The organism is Kitasatospora sp. NPDC015121 (genome assembly GCF_055562955.1).
This window is the reverse complement of record NZ_JBVHEH010000053.1, coordinates 15,747-31,468: the sequence shown is the minus strand read 5'-3', so window position 1 is coordinate 31,468 and position 15,722 is coordinate 15,747. Positions and strand designations below refer to the sequence as shown.

At 63.0% G+C, this 15,722-nt stretch carries 14 protein-coding genes; 12 read left to right on the top strand and 2 right to left on the bottom strand.

What is annotated here, in order from left to right; all coding sequences use genetic code 11:
- From ACZ3J7_RS38900 to ACZ3J7_RS38880, 5 genes are all read left to right on the top strand, one after another.
- Positions 1-1,457: restriction system modified-DNA reader domain-containing protein (locus ACZ3J7_RS38900; protein ID WP_298776188.1), on the top strand; the 1,457-nt coding region annotated here is incomplete at its 5' end.
- A gap of 226 nt (positions 1,458-1,683) precedes the next feature.
- The gene (locus tag ACZ3J7_RS38895) at positions 1,684-2,115 is read left to right on the top strand and encodes a hypothetical protein (protein ID WP_099699025.1); all 432 of its coding nucleotides are present in this window, start codon (positions 1,684-1,686) and stop codon (positions 2,113-2,115) included.
- Between the two features lie 875 nt (positions 2,116-2,990).
- Positions 2,991-3,359, top strand: a complete 369-nt coding sequence (locus ACZ3J7_RS38890) for a hypothetical protein (RefSeq protein WP_298773656.1) — start codon at positions 2,991-2,993, stop codon at positions 3,357-3,359.
- A 424-nt stretch (positions 3,360-3,783) separates the two neighbouring features.
- On the top strand, positions 3,784-4,005 hold the full coding sequence (locus tag ACZ3J7_RS38885; RefSeq protein WP_209923336.1) for a hypothetical protein: 222 nt from the start codon (positions 3,784-3,786) through the stop codon (positions 4,003-4,005).
- 401 nt (positions 4,006-4,406) lie between these two features.
- Positions 4,407-5,561, top strand: coding sequence for an epoxide hydrolase family protein (locus ACZ3J7_RS38880; protein ID WP_030537351.1), 1,155 nt, complete (start codon positions 4,407-4,409; stop codon positions 5,559-5,561).
- Between the two features lie 39 nt (positions 5,562-5,600).
- Here the strand turns inward: ACZ3J7_RS38880 and ACZ3J7_RS38875 are convergent, their stop codons facing one another.
- Positions 5,601-6,185, bottom strand: a complete 585-nt coding sequence (locus tag ACZ3J7_RS38875) for a WYL domain-containing protein (RefSeq protein WP_196248302.1) — start codon at positions 6,183-6,185, stop codon at positions 5,601-5,603.
- A 337-nt stretch (positions 6,186-6,522) separates the two neighbouring features.
- Between ACZ3J7_RS38875 and ACZ3J7_RS38870 the strand changes: the two genes are divergently transcribed.
- The 6 genes from ACZ3J7_RS38870 (at position 6,523) to ACZ3J7_RS38845 (ending at position 14,109) form a co-directional block, all read left to right on the top strand.
- The gene (locus ACZ3J7_RS38870; protein ID WP_030537352.1) at positions 6,523-7,569 is read left to right on the top strand and encodes an MFS transporter; all 1,047 of its coding nucleotides are present in this window, start codon (positions 6,523-6,525) and stop codon (positions 7,567-7,569) included.
- A gap of 177 nt (positions 7,570-7,746) precedes the next feature.
- On the top strand, positions 7,747-9,429 hold the full coding sequence (locus ACZ3J7_RS38865) for a Mu transposase C-terminal domain-containing protein (protein ID WP_054827568.1): 1,683 nt from the start codon (positions 7,747-7,749) through the stop codon (positions 9,427-9,429).
- Between the two features lie 4 nt (positions 9,430-9,433).
- Positions 9,434-10,399, top strand: a complete 966-nt coding sequence (locus ACZ3J7_RS38860) for a TniB family NTP-binding protein (RefSeq protein WP_054827569.1) — start codon at positions 9,434-9,436, stop codon at positions 10,397-10,399.
- On the top strand, positions 10,396-11,634 hold the full coding sequence (locus ACZ3J7_RS38855; protein ID WP_256670145.1) for a TniQ family protein: 1,239 nt from the start codon (positions 10,396-10,398) through the stop codon (positions 11,632-11,634). The genes ACZ3J7_RS38860 and ACZ3J7_RS38855 overlap by 4 nt, the downstream gene beginning before the upstream one ends.
- 88 nt (positions 11,635-11,722) lie before the next feature.
- Positions 11,723-12,997, top strand: a complete 1,275-nt coding sequence (locus tag ACZ3J7_RS38850) for a site-specific integrase (RefSeq protein WP_350835077.1) — start codon at positions 11,723-11,725, stop codon at positions 12,995-12,997.
- Positions 12,998-13,005: 8 nt separating this feature from the next.
- On the top strand, positions 13,006-14,109 hold the full coding sequence (locus tag ACZ3J7_RS38845) for a recombinase (RefSeq protein ID WP_235172423.1): 1,104 nt from the start codon (positions 13,006-13,008) through the stop codon (positions 14,107-14,109).
- Positions 14,110-14,242: 133 nt separating this feature from the next.
- Here the strand turns inward: ACZ3J7_RS38845 and ACZ3J7_RS38840 are convergent, their stop codons facing one another.
- The gene (locus ACZ3J7_RS38840; RefSeq protein ID WP_054827571.1) at positions 14,243-15,274 is read right to left on the bottom strand and encodes a helix-turn-helix domain-containing protein; all 1,032 of its coding nucleotides are present in this window, start codon (positions 15,272-15,274) and stop codon (positions 14,243-14,245) included.
- Positions 15,275-15,382: 108 nt separating this feature from the next.
- Between ACZ3J7_RS38840 and ACZ3J7_RS38835 the strand changes: the two genes are divergently transcribed.
- The gene (locus ACZ3J7_RS38835) at positions 15,383-15,703 is read left to right on the top strand and encodes a 2Fe-2S iron-sulfur cluster-binding protein (RefSeq protein WP_054827572.1); all 321 of its coding nucleotides are present in this window, start codon (positions 15,383-15,385) and stop codon (positions 15,701-15,703) included.
- Positions 15,704-15,722: the final 19 nt, after the last annotated feature.

Sequence of the window (15,722 nt, the reverse complement as noted above, 5' to 3'; positions counted from 1 at the left end):
ACAGCGTCCAGGCATTGAAGACGTACAAAGCGTTGCCGGGTGACAGCGGGTTCTTCCGAATGACCGTCGTCGACCAAGCAGGGAAGTTCCGCCAGCAACTGCAATGGCAGAAAGTATCCCTCGGCCCCACCCAAGCACTGTCCTTCCAACTCATCGCGGTGCAGGTCGCCCTCTCGGTGGCCATCGCGTCGGTGAACGAATCGATCGCCCGCGTCGACGGTAAAGTCGAACAACTCCTCGCCCTCGCCCAAGCGTCCCGAGTCGGTGACGTGGTCGGTCATTTCACAACCTTGGATCGGCTCGTCACCACCCTCGACGAACACGGAACACTGCCGACCGCAGACTGGGAATCTGTTGCCGGACTCCGGCCCACCCTGAATGTGACCATCGAACGCCTCCGAGAACACGTCAAACGCACCTTGGCCGGGTTCGATGCCACTCGCCCGGTCCAGGATCGCGCCGACTATCTCCGCCGAGCAATCGAAGAGAACCGGCTCGGCGAATCCCTGCACCTGTTGGTGGTCGGTGAGCAGTCGCTCTATCTGTGGCAGCGGTTGCGGATCGCGCGCGTGCAGGCCACCGAGCCGCAGCATCTGCAGGTGGTGCTCGACGACGCACGCACAGTGCTGGCAGAGCATTTCGAACGCGACGGCGAACTGTTGCTGCACGCGCGGTCGGAACTGTCGAACTTTGCAAAAATGCACCGACTCGACGGATTCCGGTGGGGCGCCGCCCACAATCTCAAACACGACATCGTCAAACTCAAGAACGACCTCGACGACTTCGCGCAGGCACGTGGCAGCCAGGTCATGGGATGGACCGACCACGAGAGTCCCAGCGTCGTCGACGCCCTGGCGGAAGTCGGCAGTCGGGCAGCGTCCGCAGGCAGTGCTGTCGCCGGCGCGGCCGGCAAAGCGATCGGTGCCGGTGTCTCAGGAGTCGGATCCGGGCTCGGGTGGGTGGGCCGCGGGATCGGAAACCTCGTGGGCTCGGGAAACCAACACGCAGACAAAGTCGAGATACCGACACCTACAACGGAACATCGTCTCGCGGGTGCAGCCACCGCAACCGCACAACCTGACGAGGCGAATCCGAACTCGTGCGACGGCGACGATTCGACATCCGAATCCTCCATGCTCACACACCAACCCGATCGAATCATGCCGTCTTCCGCCCCGATCGCGTACGACGACGACATCTTGCAGCTCATGCTCTTCGGCCATCTACAGGTCGGCGACCAGCTGACGTATCACGATACCGGCCGCGGGCTCACCTACATCGCAACGATCACGCGGGACGGGGCCCTCGACGTCGACGGGAAACGCTACGGGCCACCCTCGGCGCCGTTGACGGACATCATGGGCCGGCAACGGCACGGTTGGAGGGACTGGCAACTGGCCGATGGGCGGCAACTTCGACAGCTGCGGCGACAAGCGTACGCAGAAATGCGCCGCTGACACCCGTCCTAGCTCTGCCACCACACGCCGACCCGTCCACAGGATGAAGCGATCACAAATGACAATGAAAAAATCCTGGCTAGCAGCGCCGATCCTGCTTCTCGCGCTCAGTGCATGCAGCGACCAGGGCACATCCACCGAACCTGCCTCGTCTGAGGGAGCAACTGCAACCGCCACGACACCGAGCTCCTCAGGGACACTCACACCGGTCTCCAGTACCACGATTGTGGAACCCACGACGGAAACCATCGTCGAACCGCCCACAGCGGAGGCAACATTCATCGACACGCCCACGCCGGCGGTGACCAAGCACATCGACTACTGCACCTCGCCCGGCCCGAACACCGCGTTCACGGACGGAACATACGGTTGGACGGACGAATGCGCCGGCCCCGCAGCGATCAACCGGGTCAGCGAAATCACCGCCAACGGAGGATCCTGCGACGGAACCACGTGCACCAACTCACTAGGAATGACCTTCCCCGACCCTCGGGCCGAAGCCGGAATGACCGATGCACCGCCAACAGCTGGCACTCCTCGGACCACGACAAGCACCCCGACAGTAACGAATCCGCCGAACCATCCCCAGGTCCTGTGGTCGAATTGCCTGCAGCAAGGCAACACCCCGGAACAATGCCGGGAAATACTCGACAACTGATTCTCACGCCCAGCGAAAGCCCGGCCAGTCCTGAGCACGTCGGAGCTGCAATTCCGGGGCGGTCTCGACACTCTCACCCGACTTTGATCCACACATTCACTGAGTAGGTCCTGTGGTTTGACTGTACGTTTTTCCGCATCAGCACTCGAGTACCGTCCGACACTGATGGAGACGATATTCGACGTAGGTTCTGCACACGGGTTCTCGACGGAACGAAGAGAAACCCGCTGCGGAGACCCGAATCGGATATTCACTGCATCCTCGGCCACTATCACCTGGGCCACTCGGTACGAGGAAAACACACCGCACACCTTTGGGTGACCCACCCTGCTGGTCGTCAGTACCAGCTGGGTGGGTCGAGTGTGCCCAACTCTGGGGGGCCGGGCACACGATCGGGAGCGGCTCGCCTGCAGTCGTGTGACATCTCGGCGAACCCCTATCCATCGCCGCCTCGAACGGAGATGGTGCGGAAGGGAAATGTAGCGCACACGATTTCACTGACCTGTAACCACCCGGCGTGTTTCGGCGGCCATTTCGTTCTTGCGATGTGAGGCGGATCTAAGCTCACCTCGACAACCACGGCCTCAACCTCACGGGAGCAGCGATGAGTCCTCGGCCCACCTGGCTCCACACCCGATCCACCGAATTCCGGGCCGCCCTCCTCGATCTCGGGCTCACGATCACCGACACCGAAGCCCGGAATATCCTCGACGACAAAGTCTCCGAATACGCGACCTTGATGAGAGTCACCCGCCAGACCACGCAGCGCGATTTCACCGACGAACGCCTCCTCGCATTCGCGCAGTCCCTCGCTGTGTCACTCTCCGACGAAGCCCCCCGGCGCCGACCTGATCGGATTCGAGCGCAGCATCTCCATGCCCGTCGCCGCCGTCGGCCTGACCACCGCGGCGCTGGCCGAAGCCTTGAAAGTCGCACACATCAACCTCGACGACAAAGAAGCTGTCGCCGGCCTGTCCCTGCTCTCGACTCTCGGCATGATCACCGCCGACGCGAACCACTCCGTCGTCCCGACCCCACGCCCGCTGCTCTTGCGGATCGCCCGCTACCTCGACGGCGCCGCAGCATCCGTCACCGACGGTGCGAACCTGCCCGACGGCCTCGACAACACCCACCGACAGCACTTCGCGGACATCCTCGCCCAGGACGCCGACGGAATCCGGGCCCTCGCCAACAACGAAGACGGCGACACCCCGCGACTGTGGCGCACCCCCAACCCACGCTGACCGCCGACGCAGCGAAAACACAGTCGATGCGCTGAAACCTGCCGGACGGCTCGCCCGCCGATAGACCAGAGGTGGCTACCGGCGGAGCGTTCGCCATACCCGTTGGGGACCGGGTGATGCCGCCCCCGAAAATTTACGTGCCACCCACCCCGGTTACCAGTCTTCGCACAGTTACAGCTACTTGAGCATTGAACTACCGAGGAGTACCTCGCCGCCTGCAGGTGAACCGTACCGAGCTAGTTCCTCGCATCCAGGGGTGCGCCGTCACTTACCTCCCACGTACCGAGCGCCCAGCAATGACGCAGTAACATCACACTGTGGTGCGCTGCTTTCCGCCTCGGTTCCAGCGCACCACCCGTTGCCACCGCGCAGGCAGTCGCCCCTTTCACTCGGCCTGCATGATCCACACGTGCAGGAGCTACCCATGGCCTCCCCCGACGAGCGTCTGACCGCCAAACTCGAGCAACTCCCCATCAGCGACGACGCCCCCATGTGTTCACTCCTGCGCACCACCCTGCTCAAACACGCTCAACACGGCAGCGACATCACCGAACCCACTGTGCTGGGACTGCTCGCTATCACCGGCGCCCTCGAAGAACGACTCACCCGACTCGAAGCCACGATTCAGCCCTCCCCCACACCATGACGGCACCACCGCCTCGCATCGACCGACGAAAGCGCGTCCGAAAATTCCTCGGAGCGAGGTCAGAAATTGCCGTTATCCTCGGCTGCATCCTCTTCGCCCTCGTCATCGTCTGGTGGGCAGCCTGAAAAAAACTTCTCTGTCGAAAAGACAAGGTCTGTGGGTTATTCGACATAGATTGTCGACACCAGTTCTCGACACCGCTCCCTCAGTACGAACTGGGGTGTGAATCGCGGATTTAGGTGGCACGCCTTTTACGGTGATAGCTGTCGCGGGCGCTGTGCCGACCCGCGGCTCCCAAACGATCATTTTCGGCAGGGGGACAGGGTATGTCCTCGTTCGTTCCTAGCGTCGTCGTCGTGGCGTGGTCCATCTGAGCCAGCACGCGATGGAAGGAACTTTGTATGAGTGCAGAAGTACAGCCGTTTCGAATTGACATCCCCGAGAGCTCTGTCGAGGAGCTAAAACGCCGGTTGAGCGAGACCCGGTTTCCGCCGCCGCTGCCTGGTGATGACTGGTCGACAGGAGTGCCGGTCAGCTATCTGCGACGGTTGGTCGCGTACTGGGTTGACGAGTTCGATTGGGCGGAGCAGCAAGCGTCGCTGAACATGCTTCCGCAGTTCACGACTGTGATCGAGGGGCAGACGATCCACTTTGTCCACGTCCGATCGAAGGTTTCGGGCGCGCTGCCGCTGGTGCTCACTCACGGATGGCCGGGGTCGTTCGTTGAGTTCGTGGACCTCATCGGCCCCCTCACTGATCCGGAAGCGCACGGAAGGGCGGCGGCGGATGCGTTCGATGTGGTCATTCCGTCGCTGCCGGGATTCGGATTTTCGAGCCCGGTGGTTGAGGGCGGTTGGGACGCGGCTCGAATCGGGCGGACGTGGGCAACACTGATGGAACGTCTCGGCTACGACCGATACGGGGTACAGGGTGGTGACATCGGTGCTGCCGTCTCTCCCGAGGTCGCGCGAGTGGCACCGTCTCATGTGGTCGGCGTCCACGTTAATGGTTCGATGGGAATGCCGTTGCAGGCTCCCAGCGAAGCAGATCTTGCGTCGTTCACTCCGTTGGAGCTTGACCGTCTGGGGCGGGTTCAGGCGTTCATGCAGGAGGAGTATGGCTACATCGCGATCCAGTCCACTCGACCTCAGACTCTCGCCGCGGGGCTCGTGGATTCTCCCGCTGGCCAGCTTGCGTGGATCATCGATAAGTTCCAGAAGTGGACCGTTCCGCACGAGGAGCTTCCCGAAACGATCATCCCCCTCGATCGAATCCTGACCGACGTCTCCCTGTACTGGTTTACCGAGACCGCGGGCACAGCTGCCTACATCGGGTACGCGCAGCACTCAGCGTGGGGAGCAACTAAGGAGCCCTCCGGTGTTCCCACCGGGGTCATCATGTTCGCTCACGACGTCGGTATTCGCCGCTACGCCGAACTGGAGAACACCATCACTCGGTGGACTGATGTGACCGACCGTGGCGGGCACTTCGCCGCCCTCGAAGAACCGCAGCTCCTTATCGCAGACCTGACGGAGTTCTTCCGGCCTCTCTGCTGACCAGAGTGGGCCGGTCGTGCGATGGCCGGCCCACTCTGGTTAACCTGGCTGCGCTGCGCGAGCAGCTTGCTGCGCTACGTGGACGAACGCGGTCCGTAGCTCGTTGGGTTCTAGCACCTCGATGTCGGCTTGTAGGAGCAGGAGCCATCTGGCGATGGACTCGTAGCTCTCGGCTCCCGCGTGCACGATCGTGGTCCGAGTTGTCTCCTGTTCGATAGCTCCCCATGCCGGCGCAACCCAGCGCTGCACCGTATCCACTGTTGCGTGCACGCGGACGGTGGCGGTCACCTGCTGCCACCCCGCGCTGAGCTGCCGAGTCACCCATTCATCGACGCTCGGGCCGGGAAACGTATGCGATCGGATCGGCATCTGGCTGACGGCGACGTCGGAGATGCGATCGACACGGTACGTCTGCCAATCGTCGGTGTCGACGTCGAAGGCGACGAGGTACCACCGCCGCACTGTGTTGACCATCGCAAGGGGATCAACCCGTCGGTCCTTCGTCGCTCCGTTTCGCTGCGAGTGCTTGAACTCCACTCGACGGCCGAGCAGACATGCTCTTGCCAGCTCACCGAGAACCCCGATGTTGACGACCGGGGAGTCTATTGGTTCGAGACCGTCCACTGGCGCATCGATCGTGACTTTCGCTACCGCATCGATGACCCACCGCACATGAGTGGGCAGTGATGCGAGGAGCTTGCCGAGAGAACTGGCGGTCAGGGTTGGATCAGAGCTTTCCTTCCACCTTCGAAGCGCGAGAGCACATGCCAGCGCCTCATCTGTGGAAAGAAAGATCGGCGGCAGGACCGCCCCAGGTTCGAGAGAGTATCCGCCGTCGACACCGAGACGTGTGTCAACGGGGTACCCCAGATGGCTTTGTCGGCCAATGTTGACGTCGCTTGTTGATAGATCCTGACGTCACTTCGGATCTGGGGTTCCTGCCGCGATTGCATATCGGTGAATGCCAGCGTCACTCACAGCCCGCGGGGAAGGGTCGACGGCATGGCTCGCACTCCTTTCGCAGACCTTTCCTCAGGGCCCAGCTCGCGCGCAAGCGTTCGGCTTATGGGGCGCGGCATCCGGCAGCGGTGGCGCTCTCGGAGTACTTGGCGGTGGAGTCATCGTCGAAACCCTAGGATGGCGGTGGACTCTGCTGGTGAACGTCCCGATCGGGCTCGCACTTCTGGCGTTGCTCATCTTCGGTAACCGGACGCCGCACCCCACCGCACGGCCCCATCTCGACCTGGCCGGCAGCACCGCGTTCCTAGTAGCTACGGCATCACTTGTACTGGCAGTCATGTCGGTTTCGAACTCTTTCACCGCTGCCGGGTGGGCCTTCCTTGGACTGGTCAGTGTCGTCACATTCGTGCTCATCGAGAAGCGCGCGGCATCACCTCTGATCCCTTTTGTAGCGCTCGGTCGAACCGGCGCCTGGCGGCCCGCTACCGCGATGATGTTCATCGGCGGAGCCATGACAGCCACTTTTTACTTCATGACCCTCAACCTGCAGTTGTTCCACCTGCTCAGCCCCCTCGCCACCGGTCTCTCATTCCTTCCCCTATCACTCGGGGCTTTCCTCGCCGCAGCCACCAGTCACCGGCTCCAGCGGCGGCTCGGGACAGACAGAACGACCGCGCTCGGCGCGCTCATCATGACAACCGGTCTGGCCGCGATCTGGGCCTTCTCTGCTGCCCCCTTCCCCGCGGCCCTGATTGCGGCGAGCGGGATCTTCGGCATCGGCATGGGTATCGCACTGGCGTCAATCGCTGACGGCACGACTCACCTGCTCCCCGCAGCACTAGCCGGAGCTGCTTCCGGAGTGCTCACAACCGCGCAGCAGTTTGGAAACAGCTTCGGCCTCGCCATCGTCGCTGCCGCCGACGGGCAGATACCGACCAACCACTACGCCGGAGGGTTCGTATCCACGCTAATCCTCAGCGCTATCGCGCTCGCCCTCCTCGCAACGCACGCCTGGTCGACGCAGAAACTCAGACGTGAATCAGCGTGACGCCAGATCCCGTAAACGACCGTTCATAAGTCAGCCGACACTCTCTGTCAGTTTCAGAAGTGGGCGTCATAATTTCCTGGGGTTTTACCTCCGATTGCAGTCGTCTTCTGACATTCTGACTGCAGAAGTGGACTGCACAATCGGTCGATCACACAGGCCTGGCGTTCGGAGGCTGCGATGGACGCGGACAAGTTCGACGTCGCAGAGACTGGTGTGCTGACCGCGTCGGCCGAGCAGTGGGAGCAGGCACGGTCACGGTTCGCAGTGCTCAGCGAACTAGCGGATCGATCCTCGATCGGCACCGCAGTGGTCGAGGATGCAGCACAGCAGTTGGGGGTCTCGCCCCGGCGTGTGTACGTGCTGTTGTCCAAGCTCCGGAATGGGGGAGGGTCGGTCACAGATCTGTTGGTCTCCGCTCCTGCAGGCGGGCGCGGCCGTTCCCGCGTGCCGGCCGAGGTGGAAGAAGTGATCGCCGAGCACATCAACCGCGAGTTTCTGGCTCGCCAGAAGCTCAGTGTCGCCGCACTGCATCGACATATCGCGCTGGCCTGTCACCGTGCGGGACTCCCTATTCCAGCCCGCAACACAGTCGCCGCGCGGATCGCAGCAATGCACCCGGGCCGCGTCGCACGGTCACGTGGCGGACCGGATGCCGCTCGATCGCGGCAATCCGCTGGCGATGTCCCGCCGCCGGTGACGGCGGTTCTCCAGCAAGTCCAGATCGATCACACCGTGGTCGATCTGATGATCGTCGACGAATACGACCGGGTGCCGATCGGACGTCCTTATCTCACGATTGCTATCGATGTCTTCAGCCGCTGCGTGCCGGGCTTCGTGGTCACACTCGACTCGCCGTCCGCAGTGTCGGTCGGGTTGTGTCTGGGCCGGGTGTGCTCGGACAAAAGCGTATGGATCGACGCTCTGGGGCTCGGCGCGGATGTGCGGTGGCCGATGGCCGGAAAGCCGCGCGCCTTGTACGTCGACAACGCCGCCGAGTTCAAAAGTGAAGCGCTACGGCGGGGTTGCGAGCAACACGGTATCGACCTCGGCTACCGCCCACCCGGCAGGCCGCAATACGGCGGGATTGTCGAACGCATCATCGGCACCGTCATGACCCAGGTTCACGAGCTCCCTGGCACCACGTTCTCGAATCCAACGCAGCGGGGCAGCTACGACTCGGAGGGCGCGGCAGCTCTGACGTTACGAGAACTGGAACGCTGGCTGATTTTGGCGATCGCGGCCTATCACGCGGACGTGCACACCGGCCTGAGCCGGAGCCCGGCTGCGCAGTGGACCAGCAGCACCGACGCCGATACCGCTCTGGCGAGCTCGACAGTGGTGGATGAGACCGCATTCTTAGTGGACTTCCTCCCCGTCATCCGGCGCCGACTGACCCGGACAGGGTTCGTCATCGACCACATCCAGTACTTCTCGAACGCGCTGAAACCATGGATCGCCAGGCGAGAGAAGTTGGGTCAGTTCGTTATCCGGCGTGATCCACGTGATCTGAGCAGGGTGTGGGTCCTGGACCCCGACAGCGGCGGCGGGTACGTCGAGGTGCCATACCGGACGATGTCACATCCGGCCGTGACAGCGTGGGAACACCGGGCAGCGGTGGTGCGCCTTCGAGAACAAGGCCGAGCAAGTATCGACGAACACGCTCTGTTCGCGATGATCGAGCAGATGCGTCAGATAGCCACGTCCGCACAGAGGTACACCAAGCGGGCCCGCCGTAATCGCACTCGCCGTTCTCATCTGAGCAGCATCACCACACCACCGGACACGCAGAGCCCGCCCGAGCTCGGCCCAGGCACCGACGACGTGCCGGTTCCGATCTTCGACGACATCGAAGAGTGGTGAATGGATGAACCACGACCCCCGAAACGCTCCCGCCGGCGACGATGACGACCGTAGTTGCGAAGACATCGACGTCGTTCGTGCGGACCTCACCCACCTGCGAAGTTCGGTCAGATCGATTGCGGTTCTTCCTGCCGCGCAACGCATCAGGCATATTCGTACTGAACGGTGGATCGGGTATCCGCGTGCACGGTCGGTGATCGAGCATCTTGAGACGTTGCTGGTGTGGCCGGATCGGCAACGTATGCCGAACGTGCTTCTGATCGGACCGACGAACAACGGCAAGTCGATGATCATCGAGAAGTTCCGGCGTGCGCACCCTGCTGTCAGCTTGCCCGATCGCGAGCAGATACCGGTGTTGTGTATGCAGATGCCTCCAGACCCAGCACCCGCACGGTTCTACCTGGCGATGCTTGCTGCACTCGGAACGCCGATCCGCCCGCGGAGCCGAGTCCACGAACTCGAACAGCAAGCAATCTCGCTGCTGCGAGCGACCGGGGTTCGGATGCTGATCATCGACGAGCTCCACAATGTTCTCGCCGGCCGCGACAACGTGCGCCGAGAATTCCTGAACCTGTTGCGGTTTCTAGGCAACGAACTGCGGATTCCTCTTGTCGGAGTGGGCACCCGAGAGGCGTACCTCGCGATCCGTAGTGATGCACAGTTGGAGAACCGTTTTCACCCCATGACGCTGCCGATCTGGACCAACGACATCGACACCCGCTCCCTGCTGGCGAGCTTCACCGCCAGCTTCCCGTTGCGTGCGCCCTCGCACCTGACGTCGGCGGAGATGACCGATTACCTCCTCACCCGGTGTGAGGGCACCATCGGCGAACTGGCCACGCTGTTGACCGCGGCCGCAGTGACCGCAATAGAGGCTGGCGAGGAAGCGATCACCTCGCAGGTGCTGACGCAGACTGCCTACTCCGGGCCCACCGAACGCCGTCGCCACTTCGAACGGCATCTGGCATGACATCAGCCGATGCCTCGCCAGCGCCTACAGCGTTCGACCACAGTGGGCATCCGCGGTGGCCGCTGCACCCGCAACCATTACCTGGTGAGACTCTGATGTCGTGGCTTGCCCGGACTAGCAGACTGTATTCGTTGATCGGTACAGCGGATCTTCTCGACGGGCTCGGTGTCGACACTTCGGGCGTGGACCTCGACCGCTACACACCCGAGCCGGTGCTATCCGCGCTTGCCCAGAGGAGCACCTGCACAGCGGAACGGCTGCGTGAGATGACGTTGGCGGGCGGTACGCCCTGGCTGCTCGACAGCACCGACCCCGGCGGATGCGACTTCGACACCTACGTCCATCAGTTCTCTGTCCTACTACCGGCGGGTCTGGCAAGGTCAGATCGACGTCGACGCGCACCGCCCGCCGGCACGTGGCTTCCCTGGGTGAGCAAGCTCGATACGCGGGCATGCCCCTTGTGTATCGACGACCTCGACACAGACGCCGACATCGCGGTCATGATGGCTCATCAGTACCCGATGCTGACCAGCTGCACGAAACACCTCTGCCGGCTCGAATTCTGTGCTGTCATACCCGGCCGACTGGTCTTTTGGGACAGGACACCGCCAGGCTCGGACGAACACGCACCACCGATACCCGTACCGGCAGTCGTCGCAGAAATCGACAGACGCACCGCCGTCGCGTTGACGTGCGGGTCGGTCGAGCTCGGCGGAGGCCGTGTTCATGCCGGAGTGTGGTTCAGGCTGCTGCGTACCGTCGTCGACGAGGTATCGACACCGCTGGTCCGCACCGGATGGTGGGCGAAGCCACTGAGCGCGATCTGGAAGTCCACCGGCCATTCTCGCCCGCTGCGGACATCGTGGGTTCCGTTCGAGCAACTGCGGTGTGACGAGCAAGCGAAGGTTTTGTTTGCTGCCGCGACCGCGATCAATGCGGTCGAGAACGATGAGATAGCCGCGAGCGGTGCTGATGCCTGCTTGCTGCGGCCGCGACGGTACGAGCCGGTCGATCCGGGGGCCGCTCCGACGAGGTCTCGCAGTCCGGTACCCGCCCGCAGCGCTTGGGACGGTGTGATTGCGGCGATCGATGCCGCTGTCGCCGCCGCCCGCGTCGACAGCGATGCCGCCCGATCTTTGTTCGGATTCGCTCGAACGGGGTGCCGCACCGAAGATGACGTCGATGAGCTGGCCTATGCCTTCGTCGAGCTCGGTATTCGACTGGACTGGGACTGAAGCGCGCTAGATCGCAATCGCCACACGTTTCTCTGCGCTTTCAGGCGGAATTCGATCGCACCCTGTAGTCACCCACGGTTTGTGTGCGGTGACCCACGAGAATTTTCCTTCCCGCACCGTCTTCGATGAATCGCCAGGTGAGCGTGTTTTGAATCCGAAAACTGTGTCGGAGGTGCCCGATACAGTTCTGCCCATGACAGAACGCCAGCTCACCGGCGGCTCGGCCGCGATTCCAGCTGTCTTGCCGGGCGGTACTGCGGCCGTGTTTCCGGATTTGCCGCCCGAGGTTGCGGCTCGGATCGAGCGATCGATGGCCGCGTCACGCTCCGCGGGGACCCGGCGGGCCTACGCTTCGGCGTGGCGACGCTTCGAGACCTGGTGCGCCGCCACCGGACATATCTCGTTGCCGGCGCACCCTGCGACGGTGGCTGCCTATCTCGTTGGAGCGGCCGACACACTCACAGTCGAGGGAACGCGGGCATATGCACCGTCGACGTTCGGTAAATGGGTTGCCGCGATCGCCGATAGTCACCGCGCTACTGGCCACGACAACCCGTGCGGCCACGAGATGGTGCGCGCCACCGTTTCCGGTATCCGACGGGATTACGCGTCGGCGGGGGAGCGACCCCGCAATCCGCGTGCGCCTCTGTTGACTTCCGACATCACCACGATCGTCGACCACGCGCGTCGCAGTTCGATCGGGTGGGCGTCGGAGGTCCTCGAACGGCGTGACACCGCGCTGCTGCTGATGGGCTACACCGGCGCGTTTCGGCGGGGTGAACTCGTCGCTCTCGAGTGTCGTGATATCCGCCGCGACCGTCTCGACGGCGCGCACGTACGTATCCGCAAATCGAAGACAGACCAGGACGGTGCCGGTGCAGTGAAGGCATTACCGTTCACTGGCCGCCACGAGTCATGTCCGGTCTGTGCGTGGGTGCGGTGGCTTCAGGTCGTCGCCGCGTTCGACTCCGGGGGCAGAGTCGAGGTCATTCGACTGCTCTCTCGCGCAGTGGAATTCGAGTCTCATATCTGCCTCGGCACCCTTCCTGCAGCCGAGAAACGGTCCCCTCTGTTTCGGTCTGTCCGCAAGAACGGAAACATCTCCGATACGCCGCTGTCCGGGGCTGCGGTACATGCGGCGATCCGTCGACGAGCTACTCGAGCTGGATACGACCCCGACACCGTCGCCCAATTCGGCGGGCATTCTCTGCGTGCAGGATTCGTCACGCAAGCCTTTCGCAACGGTGCCGATGCGCACACGATCATGCGCCAGACCGGGCACACCACACCCGCAATGGTCGAAACATATGCCCGCGAGCACGCACCTCTGGTCGGCAACGCGGTCACCGAACTCGGTCTATGACCGGGCGCGTGACTGCATCTGTGAGCGGCGACGGGGCGACCGAGGCAGATGCTGACCACGATGACCGCGCCGGTTCGATACGGCCAGCGGATATCGCGAACGCGGCGGTGCCGAAGCGCGATCGGCACACGTGGTCACTGTTCGAGGACTGGTGCACCGCCCATGACGAACCACCACTGGCGGCCTCTCCGGAGTCACTTGCTCGGTTCCTCCACGCGCACCCCGCCGCGTCGACGACCCAACGCCGCCGGATCGCGGTGATCGACGCCGCCCATTCCCGGCACCTGTTACCCCCTCCGGGGCGCGCGGAGGCTGTCCGGGCTGCGCTGGACGTGGCGCGCACGGCGCGCCTGCACGAGCTGGCAGCCGTGATCGGCGGAATCATCGCGCGTCTCCCCGAATCCGGTTGGCCGTCAGCACTGTTCGCGCGGCGAGATGCCCTCGTCCTGGTCGTTGCCTCGACCGGTCTGCCGTACACCCAGATCGCGGCCCTGCGGGCATGCGACGTCACCGCCGATCCGAGGATCGACGCCCTTCGTATCGACTCAGGCCGCGGCGTTCATATCCTCACCTCCCTCGCACTGACGGGGACGGGTATCTCGCCGCGGATGGTGTACCAGCGCTGGTTGGAGGTGCTCGGCCATCACGCGCGGTATCCGAGCACCCGAATGCTCGCCGACGCTCTCGATGCCGTGGGCGGCACCGGAATCGGAGGATACGACCGGTACGTCGATTCGGCCGATCGACAGCCGCTGTCGACTGCGATCGACCGGTGGGGTCACACCCCGTTGACTGCGACCCCGCTCACGTCGCGTGCGGTCGCCGGCATCGTGCGAGCGCACCTGGACGGACGTGCGCCCACCCGCCTGCAGCCCACTGCGCGGTCACAACAGCCGGAGCGGATCGCGGCATCGGATCCAGTACCGCGGGTCGTGCTCGACCCCGGCTACTACGAACGCGGAACGCTTGCGCGTAGACACGCCCACGGTCTTCTCGATGACGTGGACTCTGTCCTCGCTGATGTCGAAATCCGCGCGGACAGCCTGTTGGAAGCACTCGTCGACTTTCTCGAATCGGAGACCACACGCGTGCCGGCCGACACCGTCGAGTGACAAGTGGTTCGTACTCGAGTTTGCACAAACTCTTCGTTCTCACGGCGGCGACGTCTCCGAACTCTCCGCGATGAAGATCGATCAGTCCGCGGACGAACGGAGGCATCGATCTCGACCCCGCGTTCTGTGGGATCTACGTCGAATCCGCGTCGTCCGAGAGTGGCGGGTTTCGGAAATCTTTCGGAGAGCGTCCGGTCCAGCGTTTGAAGGCGTGAGAGAAGTTGGCGAGGTCGCTGTATCCGAGTTCAGTAGCGATCTCGCTGACCGAAACCGATCGGTCGAGGAGCCGTAGCATCGCGTGCTCGTACAGCAGCGATTGGCGCACCTTGCTGTAGGTGGTTCCTTCTTCGGCAAGCCGCCGTTTCAACGTGCTGCTCGACATCGACAATGCCTGTGCAACACCATGGTTGGTTCGCTGTCCGAGGTCCTTCTCCAACAGTTGCCTCACCTTCTCCGTAGATGACATGGACCCACTTCGCTGGGCGAGTGTTCGCTGCAGATCAGCGATAGCGAGTCGATATGCGAGAGGGTCCGAGAACCGACAAGCCTTGTTGAGGGTGTCCTCGGGTACGTGGACGAAGGAAATCGGAGCGTCGAAGAATCGGCGATTCGACCCCGGACCTTCGTCGTGGCTCACCACCTCGGCCGGCTCCGGCCAGCTCAGATGGAGTGTCACCGGCGATATGTCACCGGCGAGCATGTCCAGCAGTCGTAGTAACGCCGACCCACCGTAGGTGATGACCAAGCAGTCCAGTGCGGAATCGCCTGTATGCGCAGTGAGCCCGACGATCAGACCGTAGTCGCCAGTATGGAACTGCGACTTCAACGCCGTGGAGATCAATGGCAGGTATGTCAGGAGATCGACGATCTCGGCGACCGAACCAGCACTGATCAAAGGTGAACTCAGAGGCCCGAACGATGTCAACTGGGCCTGCTCGGCAAACGCAAATCCGAGTCGAGTGGCCTGGGCGATATCGAGTTCGGGGTAGACCTCCCGAAACCACCGTATCGGTGCCTGAACGTCATGCTGAATGAGCGTCGCTTCACTGGTTCCTTCGCGGTGCATGATCGCACGAAGCCGCGCGGCGGCGTCCGGGTCGAGTGCGCGGCGTTCGAGCAACTGCACGAACGCAAGCGGCGGCACACCCTCATCGCTCAGCTTCACGGTGACCCCTTTGACCCGAATTCACAAGTTTATGACTCCACCGAACATAGCCGTCACCCGCGTTCGCGACGACACTTTCCTCAATCACGCCGGAAACGAGGAGTTGACATGGCAGCTGTAACTTTCGTCGCCCACGATGGTGAGAAGCACGAGGCGGCTCTGGTCGAAGGTCGATCGCTGATGCAGATTGCAACCGACAATGCTGTGCCGGGGATCGATGGAGACTGTGGAGGGGAAACGGCCTGTGGCACCTGCCATGTGATCGTCGACCCGCAGTGGTCAACAGAGGTGGGTCTGTCCGGCGCCGACGAGGAGGAGATGCTGGCGATGAACCCCGAGCGTGAACCCACTTCTCGGTTGTCGTGCCAGATGGTGGCCTCGGAAGCGTGGGATGGCCTGATCGTTCGAACACCTGAATTCCAACTGTGATATGCGAAAGGCAGGCACG

Coding starts and splice junctions, on each gene's coding strand:
- ACZ3J7_RS38890 (WP_298773656.1), top strand. CDS start 2,991: ATGCCCGTCGCCGCCGTCGGCCTGACCACCGCGGCGCTGGCCGAAGCC.
- ACZ3J7_RS38885 (WP_209923336.1), top strand. CDS start 3,784: ATGGCCTCCCCCGACGAGCGTCTGACCGCCAAACTCGAGCAACTCCCC.
- ACZ3J7_RS38880 (WP_030537351.1), top strand. CDS start 4,407: ATGAGTGCAGAAGTACAGCCGTTTCGAATTGACATCCCCGAGAGCTCT.
- ACZ3J7_RS38870 (WP_030537352.1), top strand. CDS start 6,523: ATGCCAGCGTCACTCACAGCCCGCGGGGAAGGGTCGACGGCATGGCTC.
- ACZ3J7_RS38865 (WP_054827568.1), top strand. CDS start 7,747: ATGGACGCGGACAAGTTCGACGTCGCAGAGACTGGTGTGCTGACCGCG.
- ACZ3J7_RS38860 (WP_054827569.1), top strand. CDS start 9,434: ATGAACCACGACCCCCGAAACGCTCCCGCCGGCGACGATGACGACCGT.
- ACZ3J7_RS38855 (WP_256670145.1), top strand. CDS start 10,396: ATGACATCAGCCGATGCCTCGCCAGCGCCTACAGCGTTCGACCACAGT.
- ACZ3J7_RS38835 (WP_054827572.1), top strand. CDS start 15,383: ATGGCAGCTGTAACTTTCGTCGCCCACGATGGTGAGAAGCACGAGGCG.